We start from the raw sequence: 23,985 nt of genomic DNA on the forward strand, positions 1-23,985 counted from the left end.
ACGTCCGGGCCGCCGTCCCCCTCGCCTCGTCTCCTTGCGGCATCGCGCCGGACTCATCTTGCGGATCAGTAACGGGCCAGCCATTCCTCGTCCGGGCGCAATTGCATAACATTCTGTTATCAACTCAAGCCATAACGGTATGAGGGTTAATGACAAAATCCAATAAAATACGCGGCATTGCCGGAAAACACATCCGGCGCAGCTTCCGAGGCTGCGGTCGATGCAAAAGATTTCATGGCGGATGCATAAAAACCCTACCGCCTACTAGCGTTTCGTCAAAAAATGCTTAACAATAGCACGATCGTTCGAAAATACGCTGCTCATATAACTACGGGACACCCATGACCTCATCTCAAGACCTGCTTGCACAATACGGCCCGCGCGAATCGATGGAATACGACGTGGTGATCGTCGGCGGCGGCCCGGCCGGGCTGTCGGCGGCGATCCGCCTCAAACAGCTGGGCGCGCAGGCCGGCCGCGAGGTCTCGGTGTGCGTCCTGGAAAAAGGCAGCGAGGTCGGCGCCCACATCCTCTCCGGCGCGGTCATGGATCCGCGCGCCCTGACCGAGCTCATCCCCGACTGGAAGGAACAGGGCGCCCCGCTCAACACCCCGGTCACCGAGGACCGCTTCCTTTTCCTCTCCGCCAGCAAAGCCTACAAGACGCCCTCGTGGATGCTGCCAGCCTGTTTCCAGAACCATGGCAACTACGTGATCTCGCTGTCCAACGTCACCCGCTGGCTGGGCCAGCAGGCCGAGGCGCTGGGCGTGGAGATCTTCCCGGGCTTCCCGGCTGCGGAGATCCTCCATCACGAGGACGGCTCGGTCAAGGGCGTGGCTACCGGCAACCTGGGCATCAACAAGGAAGGCGAACCCGGCCCCGAGTTCCAGCTGGGCATGGAGCTGCACGCGAAGTACACCTTCTTCGCCGAGGGCGCGCGCGGCCACCTGGGCAAGCAACTGATTGCGAAGTACAAGCTGGACGCCGGCCGCGATCCGCAGACCTATGCCATCGGCATCAAGGAGCTGTGGGAGATCAAGCCGGAGATGCACCAGCCGGGACTGGTGGTGCACACCGCCGGCTGGCCGCTGGCCAACGACACCTATGGCGGCTCCTTCCTGTATCACCTGGAGAACAACCAGGTGGCGGTGGGCTACGTGGTGGGCCTGGCGTACCAGAATCCTTACCTCTCGCCGTTTGAAGAATTCCAGCGCTATAAGACCCACCCGGAGATCCGCAAGTTCTTCGAAGGCGGCAAGCGCATCTCGTATGGCGCGCGGGCGATCACCGCCGGCGGCGTGCAGTCGCTGCCGAAACTGGTGTTCCCGGGCGGCGCCTTGCTGGGTTGCGACGCCGGCTTCCTGAACGCTTCGCGCATCAAGGGCAGCCACGCGGCGATCAAGAGCGGCATGATGGCGGCCGAGTCGGCCTTCCATGCGCTGGGCGAGCAGCGCCAGCACGACGAGCTGGTGGAATACATCGCCGCCTTCGAGGCCTCGTGGCTGAAGGACGAGTTGCACAAGGCGCGCAACTTCAAGCCCTCGATGAGCAAGGGACTGGTCACCGGCACGCTGCTGGTGGGCATCGACCAGGTGCTCTTCGGCGGCAAGGCGCCATGGACCCTGCGCCACACGCACGCCGACCACGAATGCCTGCGCCCGGCCTCGGACTTCGCGCCGATCGCCTATCCCAAGCCGGACGGCAAGCTGACCTTCGACCGCCTGTCGTCGGTGTTCATCTCCAACACCAACCACGGCGAGGACCAGCCGGCGCACCTGACCCTGAAGGACAGGAACGTGCCGGTGCAGGTCAACCTGGCCAGGTACGCCGGCCCCGAGTCGCGCTACTGCCCGGCCGGGGTGTACGAGTTCGTGAAGAACGAGGACAACTCCGACCGGCTGCAGATCAACGCCCAGAACTGCGTGCACTGCAAGACCTGCGACATCAAGGACCCGACCCAGAACATCGTGTGGGTGACGCCTGAGGGCGGCGGCGGGCCGAATTACTCGGGGATGTAAGCGCCACGCCCGGACAAAGAAAAAGCCGCATCCCCGGATGCGGCTTTTTCATGGGCGGCGCCAAGCGGCTCCGGGATCAGGGCTGGGGCTGGGGCGGCGGCGTCCACGTGCCGCTGACGATCTTCTCCAGCCAGAACACGCCGATCACCGTCTTGACATCGGTGATCTGGCCGTTGCGCACCTGCTCCAGCAGCTCGGACAACGGCGCCTTGTAGATGTCGAGGAATTCGCCGTCGTCCAGCTTGCGCGCCCCCTCCTTCAGGCCGCGCGCAACGTAGAGCAGCAGCCGCTCGTCCGAATAGGCGATGGCGTTGTGGATGGTGCAGACGTATTGCCACTCGCTGGCCGTGTAGCCGGTCTCTTCCTTCAGCTCGCGCTTGGCGCATTCGAGCGTGTCTTCGCCCGGGTCGATCTTCCCGGCCGGGAATTCGATGAACACGCGGTCCAGCGGATAGCGGAACTGGCGCTCCATCAGCACGCTGCCGTCGTCGAACAGCGGCAGCACGGCGACCGCGCCGGGATGCTTGATGTATTCACGCACCGCCTCCTTGCCGTCGGGCAGGACGATGGTGTCTTGCTGCACTTTGAGGAAGTGGCCGTCGTAGACCTGGCTGCTGTCTTTCTGAGTCTCTTTCAGGTGGGCGTCCATGGTGGGCTCGGGAAAGGATGATGGGAGGGACGATGATTTCCGCGCCGCGTGGCCGGGGCAGGAAACCGGAACCGGACAAACAAACGGCCGGCGCTATGAGCCGGCCGCCGCATGCGCAACGGGCGCGCGCTCAGGCGTGCCGCTTGCACAGGTAGCGCAGCACGTAGCCGGGATAGGCCAGCACCAGGAACAGACATCCGGTGATCGCATAAAATTCCCAGCCCTGCGAAAAGACGTTGCCGATGCCGGCCTCAAGGAAATGGGCGACGATGCCGACGGCGAAGTACATCGCCAGCAGTTCGACCAGGCGCACCCAGATCGGCTTGACCCAGCCCTGCTCCTTGCGCAGCGGGACCAGCGCGAACAGCTGCTGGTTGAAGAAAGGCAAATTGGCCGCGAATGCGGCCAACAGGATTACCAACCCGCTGAAGAGGGAAACGTTCACGTTCCCCTCCCCTTACGCCACAACCTTGCTGAGGAAGGTCGCCAGCGTGGTGACGATGGCGTTGGTGCAGGCATCCATCAGGTGACCAGGCCACAGGCCCAGGGCCAGCGCGGCGATGCCGTTGAGGCTGAGCACGACGCGCATGTCGGGCGTGGCTTCGATCTTGGCCTCGTCGGTAGGATCGTCGAAGTACATGACCTTGACCACGCGGATGTAGTAGAACGCGCCGATCAGCGAGAACACCACGGCCAGCACGGCCAGCCAGATCTGGCCGGTGCCCAGCACTGCCTGCAGCACCGACAGCTTGGCGTAGAAGCCGACCAGCGGCGGAATGCCTGCCAGCGAGAACATCAGGATCATCATCACGGCGGCGAACCACGGGCTGCGCTTGTTCAGGCCCTTGAAGTCGTCGATGGTGTCGGCTTCGAAGCCGGCGCGCGAGAGCAGGATGATGACGCCGAAGGAACCCAGCGTGGTGAGCACGTAGATCACCGCGTAGAACAGCGAGGCGCTGTAGGCGTTGACGGCCGAGAACAGGTTGCCGTCGACCACGCCCGACATCATGCCCAGGAGCATGAAGCCCATGTGCGAGATGGTCGAGTAGGCCAGCATGCGCTTGATGTTGCTTTGCGCGATGGCGGTGACGTTGCCCAGGATGATGGACAGCACGGCCAGCACCATCAGCATCTGCTGCCAGTCGACCGCCAGCGGCAGCATGCCTTCCACCAGCAGGCGGAACGTGATGGCGAAGGTGGCCAGCTTGGGAGCGGCGCCCAGCAGCAGCGTGACCGGAGTCGGCGAGCCCTGGTAGACGTCCGGCACCCACATGTGGAAGGGCACGGTGCCCAGCTTGAAGGCCAGGCCGGCCACCACGAACACGATGCCGAACACCAGCACGGTGCGGTCGACGGTGCCCGAGACGATGGCGCGGAACACTTCGTTCATTTCCAGCGCGCCGCCGGTGGCGCCGTACAGCATCGAGATGCCGTAGAGCAGGAAGCCGGAAGCCAGCGCGCCGAGGATGAAGTACTTCATGCCGGCTTCGGTGGCGGCCGCGTTGTCGCGGCGCAGGGCGACCAGCGCGTACAGCGACAGCGACATCAGTTCCAGGCCCAGGTAGATGGACAGGAAGCTGTTGCCCGAGATCATGACCATCTGGCCCAGCAGCGCGAACAGCGCCAGCGCGTAGTATTCGCCGCCCAGCTGGCCGCCGGTGATGCCGCGCACGCTGTTGTATTGCCGCGAATAGACCAGGGTGACGCCGACACCGAGGTAGGTGAACAGCTTGAGCAGGTTCGACAGCGGATCCGACACGAACATGTTGTTGAAGGTGTAGACCGTAGCGCCGCTGTTGAGGTCGCCGAGGGTCAGCACCGCGCACACCACCAGCGCCAGGAGCGACAGCAGGTAGGTGATGACGCGCTTGGCTTCCGGCAGGAACATGTCGATCAGCAGGATCGCGGAGGTCGCGATCAGCAGAAATATTTCCGGATAGACAGGGATCAGATTCATGTTGTTCATTTAGTTACTACCGCTTGTGTTCGCCCGCTTGTGTCGCGACTTCCCGCCGCGCCGCCTGGCCGGCATTGACACGCCGGCTCGTCTCGTTACTTGCTTACCGGGCGGGGCACTCCTGCCGCCCCGCCCTGTTCGATCATTACTGCTTACGCCAGGATCAGTGTCAGTTGATCTTGGATACCGCCACGTGCTGCAGCAGGTCGGTCACCGAGGTCTGGATGCTGTCGGTGATGATGCCCGGATACACACCCATGACCAGGGTGGCGATCGCCAGCAGGCCAAGGATGAAGAACTCGCGGCCGTTCAGGTCGACCAGTTCCGACACATGGTGGTTGGTGACCGCGCCGAAGATCACGCGCTTGGCCAGCCACAGCGAGTAGGCCGCGCCCAGGATCAGGGCGGTGGCCGCCAGCAGGCCGATCCAGAAATTGAACTTCACCGCGCCCAGGATCACCATGAATTCGCCGACGAAACCGGAAGTGGCCGGCAGGCCGCAGTTGGCCAGCGAGAACAGGATGAAGAAGAAGGCGAAGCGCGGCATCTTGTTCACCACGCCGCCGTACTGGGCGATGTCGCGGGTGTGCATCTGGTCGTACAGCACGCCGATACACATGAACATTGCGCCGGAAACGAAGCCGTGCGAAATCATCTGCACGATGCCGCCCTGCACCGCCATGTCGTTGAACATGAAGAAGCCCAGGGTGACGAAGCCCATGTGGGCGATCGACGAATACGCGACCAGCTTCTTCATGTCCTGTTGCACCAGGGCCACCAGGCCGATGTAGATCACGGCCACCAGCGACAGGAAGATCATGAAGCCGGACAGCGCGTGGCTGGCGTCAGGCAGGATCGGCAGCGAGAAGCGCAGGAAACCGTAGGCGCCCAGCTTCAGCATGATCGCCGCCAGCACGATGGAGCCGCCGGTCGGCGCCTGCACGTGGGCGTCGGGCAGCCAGGTGTGCACCGGCCACATCGGCACCTTCACGGCGAAGGCGGCCAGGAAGGCGAAGAACAGGATCTTCTGCTCCAGCATCGACAGCGGCAGCTGGTGCCAGGTCGGGATGTCGAAGCTGCCGCCGGACACGAAATACAGGTAGATCAGCGCGACCAGCATCAGCAGCGAGCCGGCCAGCGTGTACAGGAACAGCTTGAAGGCCGCGTACACCCGGTTGTCGCCGCCCCACACGCCCACGATGATGAACATCGGGATCAGGGTCGCTTCGAAGAAGGCGTAGAACAGCATCGCGTCCAGCGAGGAGAACACGCCGATCATGATGCCCGAGAGGATCAGGAAGGCGCCCATGTACTGGGCCACGCGTTTCTGGATCACCACCCAGCCGGCCAGCACCACGATCACCGTGATGAAGGCGGTCAGCGGCACGAACCACAGCGAGATGCCGTCCAGGCCGAGGAAGTAGGCGATGTTGAAGCGATCGATCCAGGGGGTCTTCTCGACGAACTGGTAGCCGTGCGCCAGCGGATCGAAATGCTGGATCAGCGGGAAGGTGGCGACCAGGCCGACCAGCGAGCCGAACAGCGACAGCCAGCGGGACAGGCCCGGGTTGCTGTCGCGGCCGAGAGCCAGCACGAGGATACCGAAGACGATCGGTACCCAGATCGCGACGCTCAGGATGGGAAATGTTGACTGCATCATGGTTGTTCTTTACTTAACTCTGACAACTTACTTGGCGAAGGGGAACGGCATGAACCACACCAGGAAACCCAGCACCCCGATGATCATCACGAAAGCGTAGTGATAGATGTAACCGGACTGCCAGAGACGCGTGAATTTCGAGAACCAGCCGACCACCTTGGCGCTGCCGTTGACGAACAGGCCGTCGATGATGCCGCGGTCGCCCACGGTCGACAGGCCGTTGCCCAGCAGGCGCGCACCGCCGGCGAAGACGACTTCGTTGAACTTGTCCATGTAGTACTTGTTGTCCAGGATCGTGTAGATCAGGCTGAACTTTTCCTTGAACCAGGCCGGAACGCGCGGGTTGATCATGTAGCAGTAGTAAGCCACGACCACGCCGGCGATCGCCAGCCACAGCGGCGCGCTGGTGAAGGCGTGGGTCACCATGGCGATCGGGCCGTGGTACTCGTGCGCCAGTTCTTCCATGACCTTGTGGTTTTCGCCGAAGAAGATCACGCCCTTGAAGAAGTCGCCATACAGCATCGGCGAGATCGCGAAGAAGCCGACGATGACCGAGGGGATGGCCAGCAGGATCAGCGGCAGGGTCACCACCAGCGGCGACTCGTGCGGCTTTTGTCCCGGGGCCAGGCCATGATGGTGCTCGTCGTGACCGTGGTCGTCGTGAGCATGCGCATCGTGCGCGTCATGGCCGTGGTCGTCGTGCGCATGCGCGGCGGCGGCCGGAGCGTGATGATCGTCATGTCCGTGGGCCTGGCCGAAACGCTCCTTGCCGTGGAACACCAGGAAATACATGCGGAACGAGTAGAACGCGGTCACGAATACGCTGGCCAGCACGGCGAAATAGGCGAAGCCCGAACCTGCCAGGTGCGACTCGGCGGCGGCCTCGATGATCGAGTCCTTCGAGTAGAAGCCGGAGAAGAACGGCGTGCCGATCAGCGCCAGCGAACCCAGCAGCGAAGTGATCCAGGTGATGGGCATGTACTTGCGCAGGCCGCCCATGTTGCGCATGTCCTGGTCGTGGTGCATGCCGATGATGACCGAACCGGCGCCGAGGAACAGCAGCGCCTTGAAGAAGGCGTGGGTCATCAGGTGGAACACGGCGACCGAGTAGGCCGAAGCGCCCAGCGCGACGGTCATGTAGCCCAGCTGCGACAGCGTGGAGTACGCGACCACGCGCTTGATGTCGTTTTGCATGGTGCCCAGGAAGCCCATGAACAGCGCGGTGATGGCGCCGATCACGAGGATGAAGGACAGCGCGGTGTCGGACAGCTCGAACAGCGGCGACATGCGGGTGACCATGAAGATGCCGGCCGTCACCATGGTGGCGGCGTGGATCAGCGCGGAAATCGGGGTCGGGCCTTCCATCGAGTCAGGCAGCCAGACGTGCAGCGGGAACTGGGCCGACTTGCCCATGGCGCCGACGAACAGGCAGATACATGCGACGGTGAGCAGCATCCAGTCGGTGCCCGGCAGGGTCAGCTGGGCCAGCTCGCCGCGCTTGGCGAAGACTTCGGTGTAGTTCATCGAACCGGCGTAGGCCAGCAGCAGGCCGATACCCAGGATGAAGCCGAAGTCGCCCACGCGGTTGACCAGGAAGGCCTTCATGTTGGCCTTGATCGCGGTCGGGCGGGTGTACCAGAAACCGATCAGCAGGTAGGACACCAGGCCCACCGCTTCCCAGCCGAAGAACAGCTGCAGGAAGTTGTTGCTCATGACCAGCATGAGCATCGAGAAGGTGAACAGCGAGATGTACGAGAAGAAGCGGTTGTAGCCTTCGTCCTCGGCCATGTAGCCGATGGTGTAGATGTGCACCATCAGCGACACGAAGGTCACCACGCACATCATCATGGCGGTCAGGCTGTCGACCATGAAGCCGATCTCCAGCTTGAGGCCGGCCACGGTCATCCAGTTGTACAGGGTGCCGTTGTAGGTGGCGCCGTCGAGCACCGCCAGCAGCGTCATGAACGAGATGACGGCGGCGATCAGCACGCCCAGGATGGTCGCGGTATGCGACACCTTGCGACCGACCACGTTGCCGAAGAACTTGGTGCCCAGCAGGCCGGCAATGGCCGAGCCCGCCAGCGGCGCCAGGGGGACAGCAAGAAGAAGATGTGGGTTAAGTTGCCCAGCCATGATGAACCTTATCGCTTATTGGCTGCCCCGCTCTACCGCCGCGGGGCCTCCCATCTTTAAATGAAATTCAAACCAGAACGCACAGAACGGAACGCACGGGGTGCGGATCAGCCCTTGAGACTGTCGAGATCTTCGACGTTGATGGTATCCAGGTTACGGAACAGCACCACCAGAATCGCCAGACCGATCGCGGATTCAGCCGCAGCCACGGTCAGGATGAAGAAAACGAAAATCTGTCCGCCTGCATCGCCCAGGTAATGCGAGAAAGCGATGAAGTTCATGTTCACCGCAAGCAGCATCAGTTCGATGGCCATCAGCAGCACGATGACGTTCTTGCGGTTGAGGAAAATGCCGACGATCGAGATCGCGAACAGGATCGCGCCGATGATCAGGTAATGGGAGAGCGTGATTGCCATGATTCTTGTGCGCCCTTCTTAAGATTGTTGACCGGAAGCCGGGGTACCGTCGCCGGTGCCGCCTTCGCTGCCGTTGTTGCGGGTCGACTCGGCCTTCATGCTGACCAGGCGCACGCGGTCCGACGCCTTGACCTTGACGGCCTGGGCGGGATCGAAGTACTTGCTGTCCTTGCGCTTGCGCAGCGTCAGGGCAACCGCGGCGACGATGGCCACCAGCAGGATCACGGCCGCGATTTCAAAGGCGTAGACGTATTCGGTGAAGATCAGCTTGCCCAGCGGCTTGGTCTGGCCGATGGTGTCGGCCGCGGCCGGCACCTGCGACTCGGGGGTCCAGAAGCTGCGCAGCAGCACGGCGGCCATTTCCAGCACGATGATCACGCCGATGGTCGCGGCCAGCGGGAAGTAACCCCAGAAGCCTTCCCGCATCTTATCCATGTTGATATCCAGCATCATCACCACGAACAGGAACAGGACCATCACCGCCCCGACGTAGACCAGCACCAGCACGATGGCCAGGAACTCGGCCTTGAGCAACATCCAGATACCGGCCGCCGAGAAGAACGACAGCACCAGGAACAGGGCCGCATGCACAGGGTTGCGGGCCGTAATGACGCGTACGGCGGCGATCACCAGGATCACCGCGAACACATAGAACAAGACAGTTTTAAATTCCATAATCAACCAGAAGTTGGTTCAGCCAGCACCGGAACCGTGGCCAGGCCGCCGGTTCCATCGCGTACATCCATTACTAGGCACTTCAAATCCTGCCGCCCCGCCATGCCGGCGGGAAGGAATCAGCGGTAGGCAGCGTCGGCGGCGCGCGCCGCGGCGATTTCGTTTTCGTAACGGTCGCCCACTGCCAGCAGCATTTCCTTGGTGTAGTACAGGTCGCCCCGCTTTTCACCGTGGTATTCCAGGATGTGCGTCTCGACGATCGAATCGACCGGGCAGGACTCTTCGCAGAAACCGCAGAAGATGCACTTGGTCAGGTCGATGTCGTAGCGGGTGGTGCGACGCGAACCGTCGTCGCGCTGCTCGGATTCGATGGTGATGGCCATCGCCGGGCACACCGCTTCGCACAGCTTGCAGGCGATGCAGCGCTCTTCACCGTTCGGATAGCGACGCAGCGCGTGCAGTCCGCGAAAACGCGGGGACATCGGCGTTTTTTCCTCGGGGAACTGCACCGTGATCTTGCGCTTGAACAGGTAGCGGCCGGTCAGGGCCAGGCCCTTGAACAGCTCGCGGAGCATCAGGCTGCCGAAAAAATCCTTAATAGCTTCCATTTTTAGCCTCAGCCTTAAAACTTATTTCCAGATATTCCAGGGCGACTGAATCCAGATCGCCACGACCACCAGCCACACCAGGGTCAGCGGAATGAACACTTTCCAGCCCAGACGCATGATCTGGTCATAGCGGTAGCGCGGGAACGAAGCACGGATCCACACGTACAGCGACAGGAAGAAGAATGTCTTCAACAGCAGCCAGATGAAGCCGGGGATGAAATCGAGTGCGGCGATCGGGGACGACCAGCCACCGAAGAACATCAGCGATGTCAGTGCCGAGATCAGGATCATCGCGGCGTATTCCGCCAGGAAGAACATCGCGAACGACATGCCCGAGTATTCGATCATGTGGCCGGCCACGATTTCCGATTCGCCTTCGACCACGTCGAACGGGTGACGGTTGGTTTCGGCCACGCCGGAGACGAAGTAGATCACGCAGACCGGCAGCAGCGGCAACCAGTTCCAGGACAGGAAGTTCAGGCCCAGTTCATGGAAGTAGCCCTTCTGCTGAGCCATCACGATGTCGCCGATATTCAGGCTGCCGGTGACCATCAGCACCACCACGAAGCAGAAGCCCATGGCGATTTCGTAGGACACCATCTGCGCCGAGGCGCGCATCGCGCCCAGGAACGCATACTTCGAGTTGGACGCCCAGCCGGCGATGATCACGCCGTAGACTTCCAGCGAGGTGATCGCCATCAGGAACAGCAGGCCGGCGTTGACGTTGGCCAGCACGGCTTCCGGACCGAAAGGCACCACCGACCAGGCAGCCAGCACCGGCATGATGGTCATGACAGGCGCCAGGTAGAACAGCACCTTGTTGGCCTTCGATGGCGTGCTGATTTCCTTGAAGATCAGCTTGACGGCGTCAGCGATCGGCTGCAACAGACCGGCGGGACCGACGCGGTTGGGGCCCAGGCGGACGTGCATCCAGCCGATCAGCTTGCGTTCCCAGTAGGTCATGTAGGCGACGCTGACCAGGATAGGCACCATCACCACCAGGATCTTGACGATGGTCCAGACCAGCGTGAACAGGGACGGACCCAGCAGCGCCGGACCGGCTGTATTGATTTGGGCGATCAGCTGATCCATTACGCTTTCTCCACGACGATTGCGCCAAACATGCCGCCCAGCGCGGCGGTCGAGGCGTGGCTCGCGGCGACGCGGACCACGTTTTCCGGCAGTTTCTTATCGATGGCCGCGGCAAGCAGCGCGCTGCCCTGGCCTTGTTTCACGTTCACGCGGTCGCCGGCGGCGATGCCCAGCTTGGCAGCCAGCGCGGCCGACAGCCACGCCTTGGGCGCCTGGCCGTCGTTGGTTTCCAGCAGCGGCGGCGAGCGGCGAGCCACGGCGTCGGCGAAGTAGATGGGCACATCGGCCACGCGCTCCAGCGAACCGGAAGCGGCCGCCGCGGCTTGCGGCTGCAGCGAGGCGATGTTATTCAGGCGGGCCGACAGGTCGGTTTCCTTGCCCAGCAGTTCGTCGCGGATGGACTCGGAGGTTTCGTAGTCGAAGTTCTCCAGTTCCAGCAGGTTGCCCAGCACGCGCAGGACCTTCCAGCCCGGACGCGCGTCGCCGGCCGGCTTGACGGTGCCGTTGAAGCTTTGCGCGCGGCCTTCGGCGTTGACGAAGGTGCCCGAGGTTTCGGTGAACGGCGCGATCGGCAGCAGCACGTCGGCGAAATCGGCGCCATGCTTGTAGGCCGACATCACGACGACCATCTCGGCCTGCTTCAGCGCGGCGCTGGCGGCTTGCGGGTCGTAGCTGTCCAGTTCCGGCTCGGCGTTGAGCAGCAGGTAGGCCTTGCGCGGTTGTGCGAACACGGACGCGGCGTTGAGGCCACGGCCGGCGGTCGGCACGGCGTTGGCCAGGTAGCCGCCGACGGCGTTGCCGCCTTCGGTCAGCACGCCCAGCTTGGCGCCGGTCTGCTCGGCGATCCATTGGGCGGCGGCGTGCAGCTGCGACGCTTGCGGGTGCTGCACGGCAGCGTTGCCCAGGAACACGGCCTTGGACTCGCCCGACAGCAGGCTGGCGGCGGTGGCCTTGGCGGCATCCGATGCGCTCACGCCGGCGTAGGCGGCCGGAGCGGCGACGCCACGGGCCTCGGCCACGGCGACGGCCACTTCAGCCAGCGCGCCCAGCCATGCGGACGGCGCGGCCACGATCTTGTTGGCGACCGGCAGCAGCAGGTCGTCGTCGGTGGCGTGCAGCACGCTGATCTTGGTGCCGCTCTTGGCCGACTGGCGCAGGCGCGCAGCCAGCAGCGGGTGATCCTTGCGCAGGAAGGAACCGATCACGAAGACGCGGTTCAGCTGCGAGAACTCGACCAGCGACATGCCCAGCCACGGCTTGACCTGGCCATCCAACGCGAAGTCGGATTGGCGCAGGCGGAAATCGATGTTGTCCGAACCCAGGCCGCGCACGACCTTCTGCAGCAGGTTCAGCTCTTCCAGCGTGGAGTACGGGGTGCCCAGCGCGGCGATGGACTCGGCGCCGTGTTCGTGGCGGATGTTGCGCAGGCCGTGCGCGACGTATTCCAGCGCGGTCTGCCAGTCCACTTCCTGCCACTTGCCGTCTTGCTTCAGCATCGGCTTGGTCAGGCGTTCTTCGCTGTCCAGCGCTTCATAGGCGAAGCGGTCCTTGTCGGAGATCCAGCATTCGTTGACTTCTTCGTTCTCCAGCGGCAGCACGCGCATGACCTTGCCGTTCTTGACCTGAACGACCAGGTTAGCGCCGACGCTGTCGTGCGGGCTCACCGACTTGCGGCGCGACAGTTCCCAGGTGCGGGCGCTGTAGCGGAACGGCTTGGAGGTCAAGGCGCCCACCGGGCACAGGTCGATCATGTTGCCCGACAGCTCGGAGTCCACGGTCTTGCCGACGAAGGTGGTGATCTCGGAGTGCTCGCCGCGGCCCAGCATGCCCAGCTCCATCACGCCGGCCACTTCCTGGCCGAAGCGCACGCAGCGGGTGCAGTGGATGCAGCGGTTCATTTCCTTCATCGAGATCAGCGGGCCGACGTTCTTCGGCTCCACCACGCGCTTTTCTTCCTGGTAGCGCGAGGTCGAACCGCCGTAGCCGACCGCCAGATCCTGCAGCTGGCATTCGCCGCCCTGGTCGCAGATCGGGCAATCCAGCGGGTGGTTGATCAGGAGGAACTCCATCACGCCCTTCTGGGCCTTGACGGCCTTGTCGCTGGCGGTGCGCACGATCATGCCGGCGGTCACCGGAGTGGCGCAGGCAGGCAGCGGCTTCGGCGCCTTTTCGACGTCGACCAGGCACATGCGGCAGTTGGCCGCGATGGACAGTTTCTTGTGGTAGCAGAAGTGAGGGATGTAAGTGCCGACTTTATTGGCAGCATCCATGACCATGCTGCCTTCCTGCACTTCAACCTTCTTGCCGTCTATTTCGATTTCAACCATGGCTGTTTGCCCAAGCTAAATATTCTTTGCCAACGGCGCCTGCGGCGGATTGCCGACGGGCGCCCCCTGCCCTGTTCACATGTATGCCGGAACCAGGCAGTGTTTGTGCTCGATGTGGTATTCGAACTCTTCGCGGAAATTCTTGATGAATGCACGCACCGGCATCGCCGCCGCGTCACCCAGCGCGCAGATGGTGCGGCCCTGGATGTTGTCGGCCACCGAGTTCAGCACGTCCAGGTCTTCCAGCTTGCCGTGACCGTTTTCGATACGCTCCACCATGCGGTACATCCAGCCGGTGCCTTCACGGCACGGCGTGCACTGGCCGCAGGATTCTTCGTAGTAGAAATACGCCAGTCGCAGCAGCGACTTGACCATGCAGCGCGTTTCGTCCATCACGATGACGGCGCCCGAGCCCAGCATCGAGCCGGCCTTGGCGATGGCGTCGTAGTCCATCGTGGTTTCCATCATCACATCGCCGCGGATCACCGGGGCGGACGAGCCGCCGGGGATGACCGCCTTGATCTTCTTGCCGCCGCGCATGCCGCCCGCCAATTCCAGCAGCGTGGAGAACGGGGTGCCCAGCGGGATCTCGTAGTTGCCCGGACGCTCGACGTCGCCCGAGATCGAGAAGATCTTGGTGCCGCCGTTGTTCGGCTTGCCCATCTCGGCGTAGGCTTGCGGGCCCACCTTGAAGATGAACGGCACAGCCGCGAAGGTCTCGGTGTTGTTGATCGTGGTCGGCTTGCCGTACAGGCCGAAGCTGGCCGGGAACGGCGGCTTGAAGCGCGGCTGGCCCTTCTTGCCTTCGAGCGACTCCAGCAGCGCGGTTTCCTCGCCGCAGATGTAGGCGCCGTAACCGTGGTGCGCGTGCAGCTGGAAGCTGAAGTCGGTACCCAGGATATTGCTGCCCAGGAAACCGGCGGTGCGCGCCTCTTCCAGCGCCTCTTCGAAGATCTCGTAGGCGGAGAAGATTTCACCGTGGATGTAGTTGTAGCCGACGGTGATGCCCATCGCGTAACCGCCGATGATCATGCCTTCGATCAACGCGTGCGGGTTGTAACGAATGATGTCGCGATCCTTGAAAGTGCCCGGCTCGCCTTCATCTGTATTGCAGACGAGGTATTTCTGGCCCGGGAACTGGCGCGGCATGAAACTCCACTTCAGGCCGGTCGGGAAACCCGCGCCGCCGCGGCCGCGCAGGCCGGAGGCCTTGAGGTCGGCGATGACTTGTTCGGGGGTGATCTTCTCGGCCAGGATGCGCTTGAGCGACTCGTAGCCGCCGCGCTTGACGTAGTCCTCGAGGTGCCAGTTCTCGCCATTGAGGTCGGCGAGGATGAGCGGCTTGATGTGGCGGTCGTGCAGGCAGGTCATTTCTTGAGTTCCTCCAGCAGCGCGTCGATCTTCTCGTCGGACATCCAGCTGCACATGCGATGGTTGTTGACCAGCATGACCGGTGCGTCGCCGCACGCGCCCATGCATTCGCCTTCCATCACCGTGAACTGGCCGTCAGCGGTAGTTTCCTTGTAGTCGACACCCAGCTTGTGCTTCAGGTGATGGGCGGCGCGCTCGCCGCCGGACAACAGGCACGGCAGGTTGGTGCACACGGTGATCTTGTGCTTGCCCACCGGGCTGGTATTGAACATGTTGTAGAAGGTGGCGACTTCCTGCACCGCCACCGCAGGCATGCCGATGTAGTCGGCGATCTCCTGCTGCAGCTCGGCGGGCAGCCAGCCGTGTTCCACCTGGGCGATGCGCAGCGCGGACATGACCGCGGACTGGCGCTGATCCGCCGGATACTTCGCGAGCTCGCGATCGATTTTCTTAAGGGCTTCTTGACTTAACAGCATATCGTTGGCCATCCATGCGCAGACTGACGCGCGGTTTTATTGGATATTCCCCAAACCTGACGGGCTTCTTGTTGAGAAGCCCGCCTTTTACTTTTCTTGCTCGGACTCAGCGGTCGATTTCACCGAACACGATGTCCTGCGTACCGATGATGGTGACCGCGTCGGCAATCATGTGACCCTTCGCCATTTCGTTCAGCGCTTGCAGGTGGGCAAAGCCCGGGGCGCGGATCTTCAGGCGGTAAGGCTTGTTGGCGCCATCCGAGACCAGGTAGACGCCGAACTCGCCCTTCGGATGCTCGACCGCTGCGTACGCTTCGCCCGGGGGGACGCGGAAGCCTTCGGTGAACAGCTTGAAGTGGTGGATCAGGTCTTCCATGTTGGACTTCATGTCAGTCCGCTTCGGAGGGGCAACCTTGTGGTTGTCGGTGATGACCGGGCCCGGGTTGTTGCGCAGCCATTCCACGCATTGCTTGATGATGCGGTTGGACTGGCGCATCTCGGCCACGCGCACCAGGTAGCGGTCGTAGCTGTCACCGTTCTTGCCGACCGGGATGTCGAAGTCCAGCAGGTCGTACACTTCGTACGGCTGTTTCTTGCGCAGGTCCCAGGCAACGCCGGAACCACGCAGCATCGGACCGGAGAAGCCCATTTGCAGGGCGCGCTCCGGCGAGACCACGCCGATGCCCACCAGGCGCTGCTTCCAGATGCGGTTGTCGGTCAGCAGGGTTTCGTATTCGTCGACGTAGGTCGGGAAACGGTTGGTGAAGTCTTCGATGAAGTCCAGCAGCGAACCCTGGCGGTTTTCATTGAGCTGGCGGATCGCCTTCTCGTTGCGCACGATCGAGGCCTTGTACTGCGGCATGCTGTCCGGCAGGTCGCGGTAGACGCCGCCCGGACGATAGTAGGCCGCGTGCATGCGGGCGCCGGAGACGGCTTCGTAGCAGTCGAACAGGTCTTCGCGCTCGCGGAAGGCGTACAGCAGCACGCCCATCGCGCCCACGTCCAGCGCGTGCGCGCCGATCCACATCAGGTGGTTCAGCAGGCGGGTGATCTCGTCGAACATCACGCGGATGTACTGCGCGCGCAGCGGCACTTCCAGGCCCAGCAGGCGCTCGATGGCCAGCACGTAACCGTGCTCATTGCTCATCATCGAGACGTAGTCCAGGCGATCCATGTAAGGCACGGACTGCAGGAAGGTCTTCTGCTCGGCCAGCTTTTCGGTGCCGCGATGCAGCAGGCCGATGTGCGGGTCGGCACGCTGGATGACTTCACCGTCCAGTTCAAGCACCAGGCGCAGCACGCCGTGCGCTGCCGGGTGCTGGGGACCGAAGTTCAGCGTGTAGTTTTTGATCTCTGCCATTATTTGATCCCGTAGTTTTCTTCACGAATGATGCGCGGGGTGATCTCGCGCGGATCGATCGTTACGGGTTGATAGATGACGCGTTTCTGCTCGGCGTCGTAACGCATTTCGACATAGCCCGACACCGGGAAGTCCTTGCGGAACGGGTGGCCGATGAAGCCGTAGTCGGTCAGGATGCGGCGCAGGTCGGGGTGACCGTCGAACAGGATGCCGTAGAAGTCGAAGGCTTCGCGCTCGTACCAGCCGGCCGAATTCCAGATGCCGTCGACCGAGGCCACGATGGGCAGGTCGTCGTCCGGGGCGAACACGCGCACGCGCACGCGCCAGTTGTGGGCAATCGACATCAGGTGCGAGACCACGGCGAAACGCGGGCCTTCCCAGACGCCGTCGCCGTAAGTCGAGTAGTCGACGCCGCACAGGTCGATCAGCTGCTCGAACTTGGTGTCGGCGTGATCGCGCAGCACGCGCATGGCCGACAGGTAGTCGGCCGCCTTGACCACCACGGTGACTTCGCCGAGGGCCACGGTCAGGTTCTGAAGATACCCCCCAAGCGAATTACGCAGGGCTGCTTCGAGAGTTTCCAATTTTGTTGTCATACTGCCCTCTTAGCGCGCGATGGTGTTGGTGCGCTTGATCTTGTTCTGCAGCTGGATCACGCCGTACAGCAGCGCTTCCGCCGTCGGCGGGCATCCCGGAACATAGACGTCGACCGGCACGATGCGATCGCAGCCGCGCACCACCGAGTACGAATAGTGGTAGTAGCCGCCGCCGTTGGCGCAGGAACCCATGGAGATCACCCAGCGCGGCTCGGGCATCTGGTCATAGACCTTGCGCAGCGCCGGCGCCATCTTGTTGCACAGGGTGCCGGCCACGATCATCAGGTCGGACTGGCGCGGCGACGGGCGGAACACCGCACCGAAGCGGTCGAGGTCGTAACGCGAAGCGCCGACGTGCATCATCTCGACCGCGCAGCAAGCCAGACCGAAGGTCATGGGCCACAAGGATCCGGTACGGGTCCAGTTGATTACCTTATCCAGCGAGGTGGTAACAAACCCCTCATTCAATACGCCTTCAATAGACATGGCTTACTCCCAATCCAGGGCACCCTTTTTCCAGATGTACCAAAATCCGACAACAAATTCAGCGATGAAGACCATCATCGTGATGAAACCTTGCCAGCCCAGTTCACGCATTGATACGCCCCACGGGAAGAAGAACGCGGTTTCCAGATCGAACAGGATGAACAGGATGGCGATCAGGTAATAACGCACGTCGAACTTCATGCGCGCGTCTTCGAACGCTTCGAAACCACACTCGTAGGGAGATGTTTTTTGTGCGTCAGGCTTGTGCGGACCAAGCAGACGCCCCAGAAGCTGGGGAGCGACACCGACACCGATGCCGATAAGAATAAACAGGAGAACTGGGAAGTAATTTTCGAGGTTCACGATTGGCCGTTATGCGTTGGTTTAATCGGTGGGAATGATTCTCAATATCAATCAGAAACTTCCTCGACAAAAAGCCAGCTCAGGCACGAAGACCTTTGCTGGCTTTTCATTTTCATTTCTATGGTGCCGACGACGAGACTCGAACTCGTACAGCTTTCGCCACTACCCCCTCAAGATAGCGTGTCTACCAATTTCACCACGTCGGCCTGAGACTGCTATTGTACCCGCTTTTGTTACTCTTGTTCAATGCACAATCAGACGAAAACAGAGATTCTTCTATGCTTATTCGCCCATTGTTTCAGATTCCGCAAAAGCTTATTTCGGAATCTGGCTCGATTCATCCGCAGGCTTGGCAGCATCGGCCGGCGCCGCGGGCGCTGCTTGCTGCGCCGGAGCGGGCACTGCGGCCGGCGCCTGGATGTTGTCCATCACGCCGCCGCTCTGCGCCACGTGGTGATTGCCGATGAAGGCCAGGCCCAGCGTCGCGACAAAGAAGATCGCCGCGGCGACCGCGGTCGACTTCGACAGGAAGTTCGAGGAACCGGTGGCGCCGAACAGGCTGCCGGACGCGCCGGAGCCGAACGCGGCGCCCATGTCGGCGCCTTTGCCGTGCTGCAACAGCACCAGACCGATAATCGCCAGCGCCGCCAGCACCTGAACCACCACCACTACCAAAGACAAAGTATTCATTTAAACAGGTTCCACTCTTGATGTTTCAACTGCCCGCCGCCGAAGTATCCCGCGCCCGGCTGACAAACTCTTTACAGCTACGACTCAGGCTGCAGCCTGGATGATCGCCAGGAAATCCACGGCCTTGAGGGCCGCGCCGCCGATCAGGCCGCCGTCGATATCGGCCATCGCCAGCAATTGCACCGCGTTGTCCGGCTTCATGCTGCCGCCATACAGGATGCGCACCTTGGCGGCGGCTTCCGCACTCTTGGCTGCCAGGCGTCCACGCAGCATCGCATGCACTTCCTGCGCCATTTCCGGCGTGGCGGTCTTGCCGGTGCCGATGGCCCAGACCGGCTCATAGGCCACCACGATGCGCGCGGCATCGCCGGCATCCAGCGCCGCCAGCACCACATCCAGCTGGCCGCCCACTACCTCATTGGTCTTGCCCGCCTCGCGCTGCTCCAGCGTCTCGCCCACGCACACCACCGGCACCAGGCCGGCCTTGAGCGCGGCGACCGTCTTGGCCGCCACGGCCGCGTCGGATTCGCCGTGATAGGCGCGGCGCTCCGAGTGGCCGACGATGGCGTATTGCACGCCGAATTCCTGCAGCATGGCGGCCGACACCTCGCCGGTGTAGGCGCCTGCGGCGTGCGCTGAGACATCCTGCGCGCCCAGCGCCACGGCCGAGCCGGCCAGCGCGCCCTGCGCTTGCGCCAGGTAAGGCGCAGGCACACACACCGCAACGTCGCAGGCCTGCGAGGACAGGCCATCCTTGATGCCGGCAATCAGGGCCGTGTTGGCAGCCAGGCTGCCGTTCATTTTCCAGTTACCCGCTACAAGTTTGCGACGCATAGGCTGTTTCAGACGAGATTGGACAAAATTTGATTAACCTCGCATTGTAGCCGGTTGCCGTAAAGACGGCAAACCGCGCACACGCTTACAGCTCAAGCATGATCTTGCCGATGTGGGCGCTGCTCTCCATCATCGCGTGCGCTTGGGCCGCCTGCGCCAGCGGGAAGGTGTGATGGATCACCGGCTTGATCTTGCCCGACTCGATCAACGGCCAGACACGCTCGCGCAGGCTGGCCGCGATCGCCGCCTTGAACGCCACCGGACGCGGGCGCAATGTGGAACCGGTCACCGTCAGGCGGCGCCGCATCACCTGCCCCATGTCGAGCTGGCCCTTGCTGCCGCCCAGCTGCGCAATGAACACCAGGCGCCCGTCATCGGCCAGGCTCTTGATCTCGCGCGGCAAATAGTCGCCGCCGACCATGTCGAGGATGACATCGACGCCGCGGCCGCCGGTCATCTCCTTGACCACCGCCTCGAAATCCTCGGTCTTGTAGTTGATCGCCCGCTCCGCGCCCAGCGCCTCGCAAGCCCGGCACTTCTCGTCGCTGCCGGCGGTGGCGAACACGCGATGGCCCAGCGCCCGCGCGATCTGGATGGCGGTCACGCCGATGCCCGACGAGCCGCCCTGCACCAGCAGCGTCTCGCCTTCGGCCAGCGCGCCGCGCACGAACACGTTGCTCCAGACCGTGAAATAGTTCTCCGGCAGCGCCGCGGCCTGCAGCGCGGAGAGCCCCTTGGGCGCCGGCAGGCATTGCGCCAGCGGCGCGGCGCAGTATTCGGCATAGCCGCCGCCCTGCACCAGCGCGCAGACCAGGTCGCCCTTGGCGAAGCCGCTGCCGGCCAGGTCGCCGTCGACGATCTCGCCAGCCACTTCCAGCCCCGGCAAGTCCGAGGCGCCGGGCGGCACCGGATAGTTGCCGGTGCGCTGGAACACATCGGGACGATTCACGCCGGCCGCATGCACCTTGATGAGCACCTCGCCCTGCTTGAGCTCCGGCGTCGGGCGTTCGCACAGCTGCAATACCTCGGGGCCGCCATATTCCTTAATTTCTATCGCTTGCATGTCCTATCCTTTTCGTATGGGTGCGCTCACAGCGAAGCCGCCGCGCGCGCCGCGGTGTCGTACAGGCCGGAGGCATTGCGCAGCAGTTGCGCGGCCTCGCCGATGGCGTGGTTGGGAATGCCGCTTTCCACCTGCACCTCGATCAGGCAGCGCTCGCGCACCTCGCGGTACCTCATGCACAACTCCTGCCCGGCGGGCGTGGTGGAAAACAGCAGCTCCTTGCCGGCCTTCTCGCTCTTGACGTAACCGGCCTTGGCCAGCTTCTTCAATGCATAGGTGACCACATGGGTGTCCTCGACGTTCAGCACAAAGCAGATGTCGGCCAGCTTTTTCTTGCGGTCGCGGTGGTTCACGTGATGCAACAGCGACACCTCGATGGCGGTCATGTCCTTGGCACCGGCGGCGGCCATGCAGCGCACCATCCAGCGGTTGAAGGCATGGCTGGCCATGATCAGCGCATACTCAAGCTCGGACAGCTCGGCGCTGCGCTCCGACACCAGGTGCTGGGAAGACACGATCTTGGTGGCCTTTTTTTGCTCCGCAGCAAGCTGGACGGACGTTTTCGTCTCATTGTTCATGGATTTTCCCGACGGATGACATCTCAATGGCGAGACTATATCGCAAAGGCAAATAAATAATTTATCGACATATTGTTTATATTTTCTTTTAGCCGTAATATCCGAAAAAAAAGCAGGGCATTGCAGAACGCATCTTCGACACTGTCGGGCGGCTTCGCTGGACAGGGCTCTTCACAACACAGGCGAGACGACATGCAGGGACCTCAGATTCATCCGCTGGGCGATAGCGCGCTGCTGTGCAGCCTTCCCGCGCCGGCCACGCTGGCGCAGCAACAACGCATCTGGGCCCTGGCCGCGCTGGCCGCCCGGTGGGAAGAAGTTGGCGAAGTCGTGCCGGGCATGAACAACCTGACGCTGATCGCCAGGCGCCCGGTGGCCGACCTCGATATCCTGACCCAGCGCATCAACCAGGCCTGGCCCAAGCTCGGCGGCGCCCAGTCCGAAGGACGCGACATCGAGATCCCGGTGGTCTACGGCGGCGCAGGCGGCCCCGACCTGGAGTCCGTCGCGCGCCATACCAAGCTCTCCATCGACGACATCATCAGCCGCCACAGCGCCGGCCAATATGTGGTCTACTTCATCGGCTTCATGCCCGGCTTTGCCTACATGGGGGGCCTCGCGCCCGAGCTGGCCACGCCGCGCCACACCACGCCGCGCGTCTCCATCCCGGCCGGTTCGGTAGGCATCGGCGGCGAGCAGACCGGCATCTATCCGATGGCCTCCCCGGGCGGCTGGCAATTGCTGGGCCGCACTTCCCTTCCCCTGTTCGATCCCGCGCAAGATCCGCCGACGCTGCTGCGTCCGGGCGACCGTGTGCGCTTTACCGTGGAGCGCGTGGAGCAATGATAGAGATCATCCAACCCGGCATGCTGGCCTCGGTGCAGGACCTCGGCCGCCACGGCCACCGCAGTCTCGGCATCCATCCCGGCGGCGCGCTCAACGCGCTGGCGCTATCCAGCGCCAACCTGCTGGTGGGCAATCCGGCCGACGCCGCCGGCATCGAGATCACCATGGGCGTGTGCGAGATCCGCTTCAGGCGCGACACCCGCATCGCCATCGGCGGCGACGACATCGGCGCCCTGCTGGACGGCAAGCCGCTGCCGGCCTGCTGGAGCATTCCGGTGCGCGCCGGCAGCACGCTCAAGCTGGCCCTGGCCACGCCCGACAGCCCCGAACAACCGCCCCGCCACAGCATGCGCACCTACCTGGCCGTGGCCGGCGGCGTCGACGTGCCGCTGGTGCTGGGCTCGCGCAGCACCGACCTGAAAGCGGGCTTCGGCGGCCACCAGGGCCGCGCGCTGCGCCGCGGCGACAAACTACCCATCGGCGATGCGACGCAGGCCGCAGCAGCCGTCCATGGTCCGGCATTCGGCATGCGCTCGCCGCGCTGGAGCGGCCTGGCCCTGCGCGAAGACGAGAACAGCCGCCAGGTCACGCTGCGCGTGCTGCCCGGCCCGGAATTCGACCAGTTCACCAACGCCTCGAAGGCGGCGCTGTGGTCGCACGCCTGGCGCGTCACCCCCAACAGCAACCGCATGGGCTATCGCCTCGAAGGCGCCGAGCTCAAGCGCAAGCACGGCCGCGACATGCTGTCGCACGGCGTGGTGCCGGGCGTGATCCAGGTGCCGCCGTCCGGCCAGCCCATCATCCTCATGGGCGATGCGCAGACCACCGGCGGCTATCCCAAGATCGGCGTGGTGATCGGCGCCGACATGTGGAAGCTGGCGCAAGCACCGCTCAACGCCAGCCTGCGACTCGAAGCCTGCGACCTGCAAGCCGCGCTGGCCGCGGCCCAGGAGCAACAGCGCTACCTCGACTCCATCCGCGACACGGTTGCCGCATTGGACTGGTCGCGCGCGACGCTGTATCGAAAATAAGGACACGCCATGCATATCGACCTCAATGCCGACCTCGGCGAAGGCTGCGACACCGACGAGCAATTGCTGACCCTGGTCAGCTCCGCCAATATCGCCTGCGGCTGGCATGCGGGCGACGCCTCCACCATGCGCCGCAGCGTGCGCTGGGCGATCCAGAACCACGTCGCCATCGGCGCCCATCCGAGCTTCCCCGACCGCGAGAATTTCGGCCGCAGCGCGATGCAGCTGCCGCCGGAGGAAATCGTCAGCGGCATGCTGTACCAGCTGGGCGCGCTGGACGCCATCGTGCGCGCCGAAGGCGGCCGCATGACCCACGTCAAGCCGCACGGCGCGCTGTACAACCAGGCGGCCAGGGACGCCGTGCTGGCCAACGCCATCTGCGCCGCCATCCGCACCTTCAATCCCGAGCTGAGCCTGTACGGCCTGGCCGGCAGCGAACTGATCGCCGCCGCGCGCCACGCCGACCTCAATGCGGTGGAAGAAGTGTTCGCCGACCGCGCCTACGAGGCCGACGGCAGCCTGGTCGCGCGCACCAAGCCGGGCGCCATGATCGACAACGACGAAGACGCGCTGGCGCAGACGCTCATGCTGGTGCAGGACAAGCAGGTCAAAGCCATCGACGGCAGCATCGTCAGCGTCAATGCGCAGACCGTCTGCCTGCACGGAGATGGACCGCACGCGCTGGACTTCGCGCGCCGGATCCGTGCACGCCTGCACAGCGAAGGCATCGCCGTGCGCGCCGTCGCGTAGGCGCGG

24 protein-coding genes and 1 tRNA gene are annotated in these 23,985 nt (G+C 63.3%); 4 read left to right on the forward strand and 21 right to left on the reverse strand.

The features are described 5' to 3' along the window. The first annotated feature begins 341 nt into the window (after positions 1 to 341). On the forward strand, positions 342 to 2,018 hold the full coding sequence (locus tag Herbaro_RS14240) for an electron transfer flavoprotein-ubiquinone oxidoreductase (protein ID WP_275010280.1): 1,677 nt from the start codon (positions 342 to 344) through the stop codon (positions 2,016 to 2,018). A gap of 76 nt (positions 2,019 to 2,094) precedes the next feature. Here the strand turns inward: Herbaro_RS14240 and Herbaro_RS14245 are convergent, their stop codons facing one another. The 21 genes from Herbaro_RS14245 to Herbaro_RS14345 all read right to left on the reverse strand — a co-directional run bounded on the left by Herbaro_RS14245 (position 2,095) and on the right by Herbaro_RS14345 (position 21,352). Then, on the reverse strand, positions 2,095 to 2,667 hold the full coding sequence (locus Herbaro_RS14245) for an NUDIX domain-containing protein (RefSeq protein WP_275010281.1): 573 nt from the start codon (positions 2,665 to 2,667) through the stop codon (positions 2,095 to 2,097). A 130-nt stretch (positions 2,668 to 2,797) separates the two neighbouring features. After that, positions 2,798 to 3,112, reverse strand: coding sequence for a DUF2818 family protein (locus Herbaro_RS14250; protein ID WP_275010282.1), 315 nt, complete (start codon positions 3,110 to 3,112; stop codon positions 2,798 to 2,800). A gap of 12 nt (positions 3,113 to 3,124) precedes the next feature. Further along, a complete protein-coding gene (gene nuoN / locus Herbaro_RS14255; RefSeq protein ID WP_275010283.1) occupies positions 3,125 to 4,633 on the reverse strand; it encodes an NADH-quinone oxidoreductase subunit NuoN in 1,509 nt (502 codons plus the stop codon). 160 nt (positions 4,634 to 4,793) lie between these two features. Then, positions 4,794 to 6,284, reverse strand: a complete 1,491-nt coding sequence (locus Herbaro_RS14260; RefSeq protein WP_275010284.1) for an NADH-quinone oxidoreductase subunit M — start codon at positions 6,282 to 6,284, stop codon at positions 4,794 to 4,796. A 27-nt stretch (positions 6,285 to 6,311) separates the two neighbouring features. Further along, positions 6,312 to 8,417 (reverse strand): NADH-quinone oxidoreductase subunit L, encoded by a 2,106-nt coding sequence (gene nuoL, locus Herbaro_RS14265; protein ID WP_275010285.1) that lies wholly within the window; start codon positions 8,415 to 8,417, stop codon positions 6,312 to 6,314. A gap of 107 nt (positions 8,418 to 8,524) precedes the next feature. Further along, the gene (gene nuoK / locus Herbaro_RS14270) at positions 8,525 to 8,833 is read right to left on the reverse strand and encodes an NADH-quinone oxidoreductase subunit NuoK (protein ID WP_013233782.1); all 309 of its coding nucleotides are present in this window, start codon (positions 8,831 to 8,833) and stop codon (positions 8,525 to 8,527) included. An 18-nt stretch (positions 8,834 to 8,851) separates the two neighbouring features. Continuing rightward, on the reverse strand, positions 8,852 to 9,508 hold the full coding sequence (locus Herbaro_RS14275; RefSeq protein WP_275010286.1) for an NADH-quinone oxidoreductase subunit J: 657 nt from the start codon (positions 9,506 to 9,508) through the stop codon (positions 8,852 to 8,854). Positions 9,509 to 9,627: 119 nt separating this feature from the next. Beyond that, complete coding sequence (gene nuoI, locus Herbaro_RS14280; protein ID WP_079214406.1) at positions 9,628 to 10,116, reverse strand: NADH-quinone oxidoreductase subunit NuoI; 489 nt, start codon at positions 10,114 to 10,116, stop codon at positions 9,628 to 9,630. Between the two features lie 21 nt (positions 10,117 to 10,137). Continuing rightward, positions 10,138 to 11,208 carry an NADH-quinone oxidoreductase subunit NuoH gene (gene nuoH, locus Herbaro_RS14285; protein WP_275010287.1) on the reverse strand — a complete coding sequence of 357 codons (1,071 nt, stop codon included), beginning with the start codon at positions 11,206 to 11,208 and terminating at the stop codon, positions 10,138 to 10,140. Then, complete coding sequence (gene nuoG / locus Herbaro_RS14290; RefSeq protein WP_275010288.1) at positions 11,208 to 13,535, reverse strand: NADH-quinone oxidoreductase subunit NuoG; 2,328 nt, start codon at positions 13,533 to 13,535, stop codon at positions 11,208 to 11,210. Before nuoG ends, nuoH begins: the two co-directional genes overlap by 1 nt. 75 nt (positions 13,536 to 13,610) lie before the next feature. Further along, positions 13,611 to 14,906 (reverse strand): NADH-quinone oxidoreductase subunit NuoF, encoded by a 1,296-nt coding sequence (gene nuoF, locus Herbaro_RS14295; RefSeq protein ID WP_275010289.1) that lies wholly within the window; start codon positions 14,904 to 14,906, stop codon positions 13,611 to 13,613. Continuing rightward, complete coding sequence (nuoE, locus tag Herbaro_RS14300; protein ID WP_275010290.1) at positions 14,903 to 15,394, reverse strand: NADH-quinone oxidoreductase subunit NuoE; 492 nt, start codon at positions 15,392 to 15,394, stop codon at positions 14,903 to 14,905. Before nuoE ends, nuoF begins: the two co-directional genes overlap by 4 nt. Before the next feature lie 94 nt (positions 15,395 to 15,488). Beyond that, a complete protein-coding gene (locus Herbaro_RS14305) occupies positions 15,489 to 16,742 on the reverse strand; it encodes an NADH-quinone oxidoreductase subunit D (RefSeq protein ID WP_275010291.1) in 1,254 nt (417 codons plus the stop codon). After that, on the reverse strand, positions 16,742 to 17,338 hold the full coding sequence (locus Herbaro_RS14310; RefSeq protein ID WP_275010292.1) for an NADH-quinone oxidoreductase subunit C: 597 nt from the start codon (positions 17,336 to 17,338) through the stop codon (positions 16,742 to 16,744). Before Herbaro_RS14310 ends, Herbaro_RS14305 begins: the two co-directional genes overlap by 1 nt. Positions 17,339 to 17,347: 9 nt before the next feature. Next, the gene (locus Herbaro_RS14315) at positions 17,348 to 17,824 is read right to left on the reverse strand and encodes a NuoB/complex I 20 kDa subunit family protein (protein WP_006712940.1); all 477 of its coding nucleotides are present in this window, start codon (positions 17,822 to 17,824) and stop codon (positions 17,348 to 17,350) included. A 3-nt stretch (positions 17,825 to 17,827) separates the two neighbouring features. Beyond that, positions 17,828 to 18,187 carry an NADH-quinone oxidoreductase subunit A gene (locus Herbaro_RS14320; protein WP_079214399.1) on the reverse strand — a complete coding sequence of 120 codons (360 nt, stop codon included), beginning with the start codon at positions 18,185 to 18,187 and terminating at the stop codon, positions 17,828 to 17,830. Between the two features lie 121 nt (positions 18,188 to 18,308). Next, positions 18,309 to 18,393, reverse strand: a tRNA-Leu gene (locus Herbaro_RS14325). A 109-nt stretch (positions 18,394 to 18,502) separates the two neighbouring features. Then, on the reverse strand, positions 18,503 to 18,877 hold the full coding sequence (gene secG / locus Herbaro_RS14330) for a preprotein translocase subunit SecG (RefSeq protein WP_275010293.1): 375 nt from the start codon (positions 18,875 to 18,877) through the stop codon (positions 18,503 to 18,505). Between the two features lie 84 nt (positions 18,878 to 18,961). Further along, complete coding sequence (gene tpiA, locus Herbaro_RS14335) at positions 18,962 to 19,711, reverse strand: triose-phosphate isomerase (protein WP_275010294.1); 750 nt, start codon at positions 19,709 to 19,711, stop codon at positions 18,962 to 18,964. An 85-nt stretch (positions 19,712 to 19,796) separates the two neighbouring features. Next, positions 19,797 to 20,774 (reverse strand): NAD(P)H-quinone oxidoreductase, encoded by a 978-nt coding sequence (locus Herbaro_RS14340; protein WP_275010295.1) that lies wholly within the window; start codon positions 20,772 to 20,774, stop codon positions 19,797 to 19,799. A 26-nt stretch (positions 20,775 to 20,800) separates the two neighbouring features. Continuing rightward, complete coding sequence (locus Herbaro_RS14345) at positions 20,801 to 21,352, reverse strand: winged helix DNA-binding protein (RefSeq protein WP_275010296.1); 552 nt, start codon at positions 21,350 to 21,352, stop codon at positions 20,801 to 20,803. 192 nt (positions 21,353 to 21,544) lie between these two features. Between Herbaro_RS14345 and pxpB the strand changes: the two genes are divergently transcribed. The 3 genes from pxpB to pxpA are packed head-to-tail and all read left to right on the forward strand — an operon-like array spanning position 21,545 to position 23,979. Beyond that, the gene (pxpB, locus tag Herbaro_RS14350) at positions 21,545 to 22,198 is read left to right on the forward strand and encodes a 5-oxoprolinase subunit PxpB (RefSeq protein WP_275010297.1); all 654 of its coding nucleotides are present in this window, start codon (positions 21,545 to 21,547) and stop codon (positions 22,196 to 22,198) included. Beyond that, positions 22,195 to 23,229 carry a 5-oxoprolinase subunit C family protein gene (locus Herbaro_RS14355; RefSeq protein WP_275010298.1) on the forward strand — a complete coding sequence of 345 codons (1,035 nt, stop codon included), beginning with the start codon at positions 22,195 to 22,197 and terminating at the stop codon, positions 23,227 to 23,229. Before pxpB ends, Herbaro_RS14355 begins: the two co-directional genes overlap by 4 nt. A gap of 9 nt (positions 23,230 to 23,238) precedes the next feature. Further along, the gene (pxpA, locus tag Herbaro_RS14360; RefSeq protein WP_275010299.1) at positions 23,239 to 23,979 is read left to right on the forward strand and encodes a 5-oxoprolinase subunit PxpA; all 741 of its coding nucleotides are present in this window, start codon (positions 23,239 to 23,241) and stop codon (positions 23,977 to 23,979) included. Positions 23,980 to 23,985 lie beyond the last annotated feature (6 nt).

The organism is Herbaspirillum sp. WKF16, assembly GCF_028993615.1.
GTDB lineage: Bacteria > Pseudomonadota > Gammaproteobacteria > Burkholderiales > Burkholderiaceae_D > Herbaspirillum.

Coding starts and splice junctions, on each gene's coding strand:
- nuoI (WP_079214406.1), bottom strand. CDS start 10,116: ATGGAAGCTATTAAGGATTTTTTCGGCAGCCTGATGCTCCGCGAGCTG.
- pxpA (WP_275010299.1), top strand. CDS start 23,239: ATGCATATCGACCTCAATGCCGACCTCGGCGAAGGCTGCGACACCGAC.
- nuoE (WP_275010290.1), bottom strand. CDS start 15,394: ATGGCCAACGATATGCTGTTAAGTCAAGAAGCCCTTAAGAAAATCGAT.
- Herbaro_RS14245 (WP_275010281.1), bottom strand. CDS start 2,667: ATGGACGCCCACCTGAAAGAGACTCAGAAAGACAGCAGCCAGGTCTAC.
- Herbaro_RS14315 (WP_006712940.1), bottom strand. CDS start 17,824: ATGTCTATTGAAGGCGTATTGAATGAGGGGTTTGTTACCACCTCGCTG.
- Herbaro_RS14340 (WP_275010295.1), bottom strand. CDS start 20,774: ATGCAAGCGATAGAAATTAAGGAATATGGCGGCCCCGAGGTATTGCAG.
- nuoH (WP_275010287.1), bottom strand. CDS start 11,208: ATGGATCAGCTGATCGCCCAAATCAATACAGCCGGTCCGGCGCTGCTG.
- nuoF (WP_275010289.1), bottom strand. CDS start 14,906: ATGACCTGCCTGCACGACCGCCACATCAAGCCGCTCATCCTCGCCGAC.
- Herbaro_RS14275 (WP_275010286.1), bottom strand. CDS start 9,508: ATGGAATTTAAAACTGTCTTGTTCTATGTGTTCGCGGTGATCCTGGTG.
- Herbaro_RS14305 (WP_275010291.1), bottom strand. CDS start 16,742: ATGGCAGAGATCAAAAACTACACGCTGAACTTCGGTCCCCAGCACCCG.
- Herbaro_RS14355 (WP_275010298.1), top strand. CDS start 22,195: ATGATAGAGATCATCCAACCCGGCATGCTGGCCTCGGTGCAGGACCTC.
- nuoG (WP_275010288.1), bottom strand. CDS start 13,535: ATGGTTGAAATCGAAATAGACGGCAAGAAGGTTGAAGTGCAGGAAGGC.
- Herbaro_RS14260 (WP_275010284.1), bottom strand. CDS start 6,284: ATGATGCAGTCAACATTTCCCATCCTGAGCGTCGCGATCTGGGTACCG.
- nuoK (WP_013233782.1), bottom strand. CDS start 8,833: ATGGCAATCACGCTCTCCCATTACCTGATCATCGGCGCGATCCTGTTC.
- Herbaro_RS14345 (WP_275010296.1), bottom strand. CDS start 21,352: ATGAACAATGAGACGAAAACGTCCGTCCAGCTTGCTGCGGAGCAAAAA.
- tpiA (WP_275010294.1), bottom strand. CDS start 19,711: ATGCGTCGCAAACTTGTAGCGGGTAACTGGAAAATGAACGGCAGCCTG.
- nuoN (WP_275010283.1), bottom strand. CDS start 4,633: ATGAACAACATGAATCTGATCCCTGTCTATCCGGAAATATTTCTGCTG.
- Herbaro_RS14310 (WP_275010292.1), bottom strand. CDS start 17,338: ATGACAACAAAATTGGAAACTCTCGAAGCAGCCCTGCGTAATTCGCTT.
- pxpB (WP_275010297.1), top strand. CDS start 21,545: ATGCAGGGACCTCAGATTCATCCGCTGGGCGATAGCGCGCTGCTGTGC.
- Herbaro_RS14240 (WP_275010280.1), top strand. CDS start 342: ATGACCTCATCTCAAGACCTGCTTGCACAATACGGCCCGCGCGAATCG.
- secG (WP_275010293.1), bottom strand. CDS start 18,877: ATGAATACTTTGTCTTTGGTAGTGGTGGTGGTTCAGGTGCTGGCGGCG.
- nuoL (WP_275010285.1), bottom strand. CDS start 8,417: ATGGCTGGGCAACTTAACCCACATCTTCTTCTTGCTGTCCCCCTGGCG.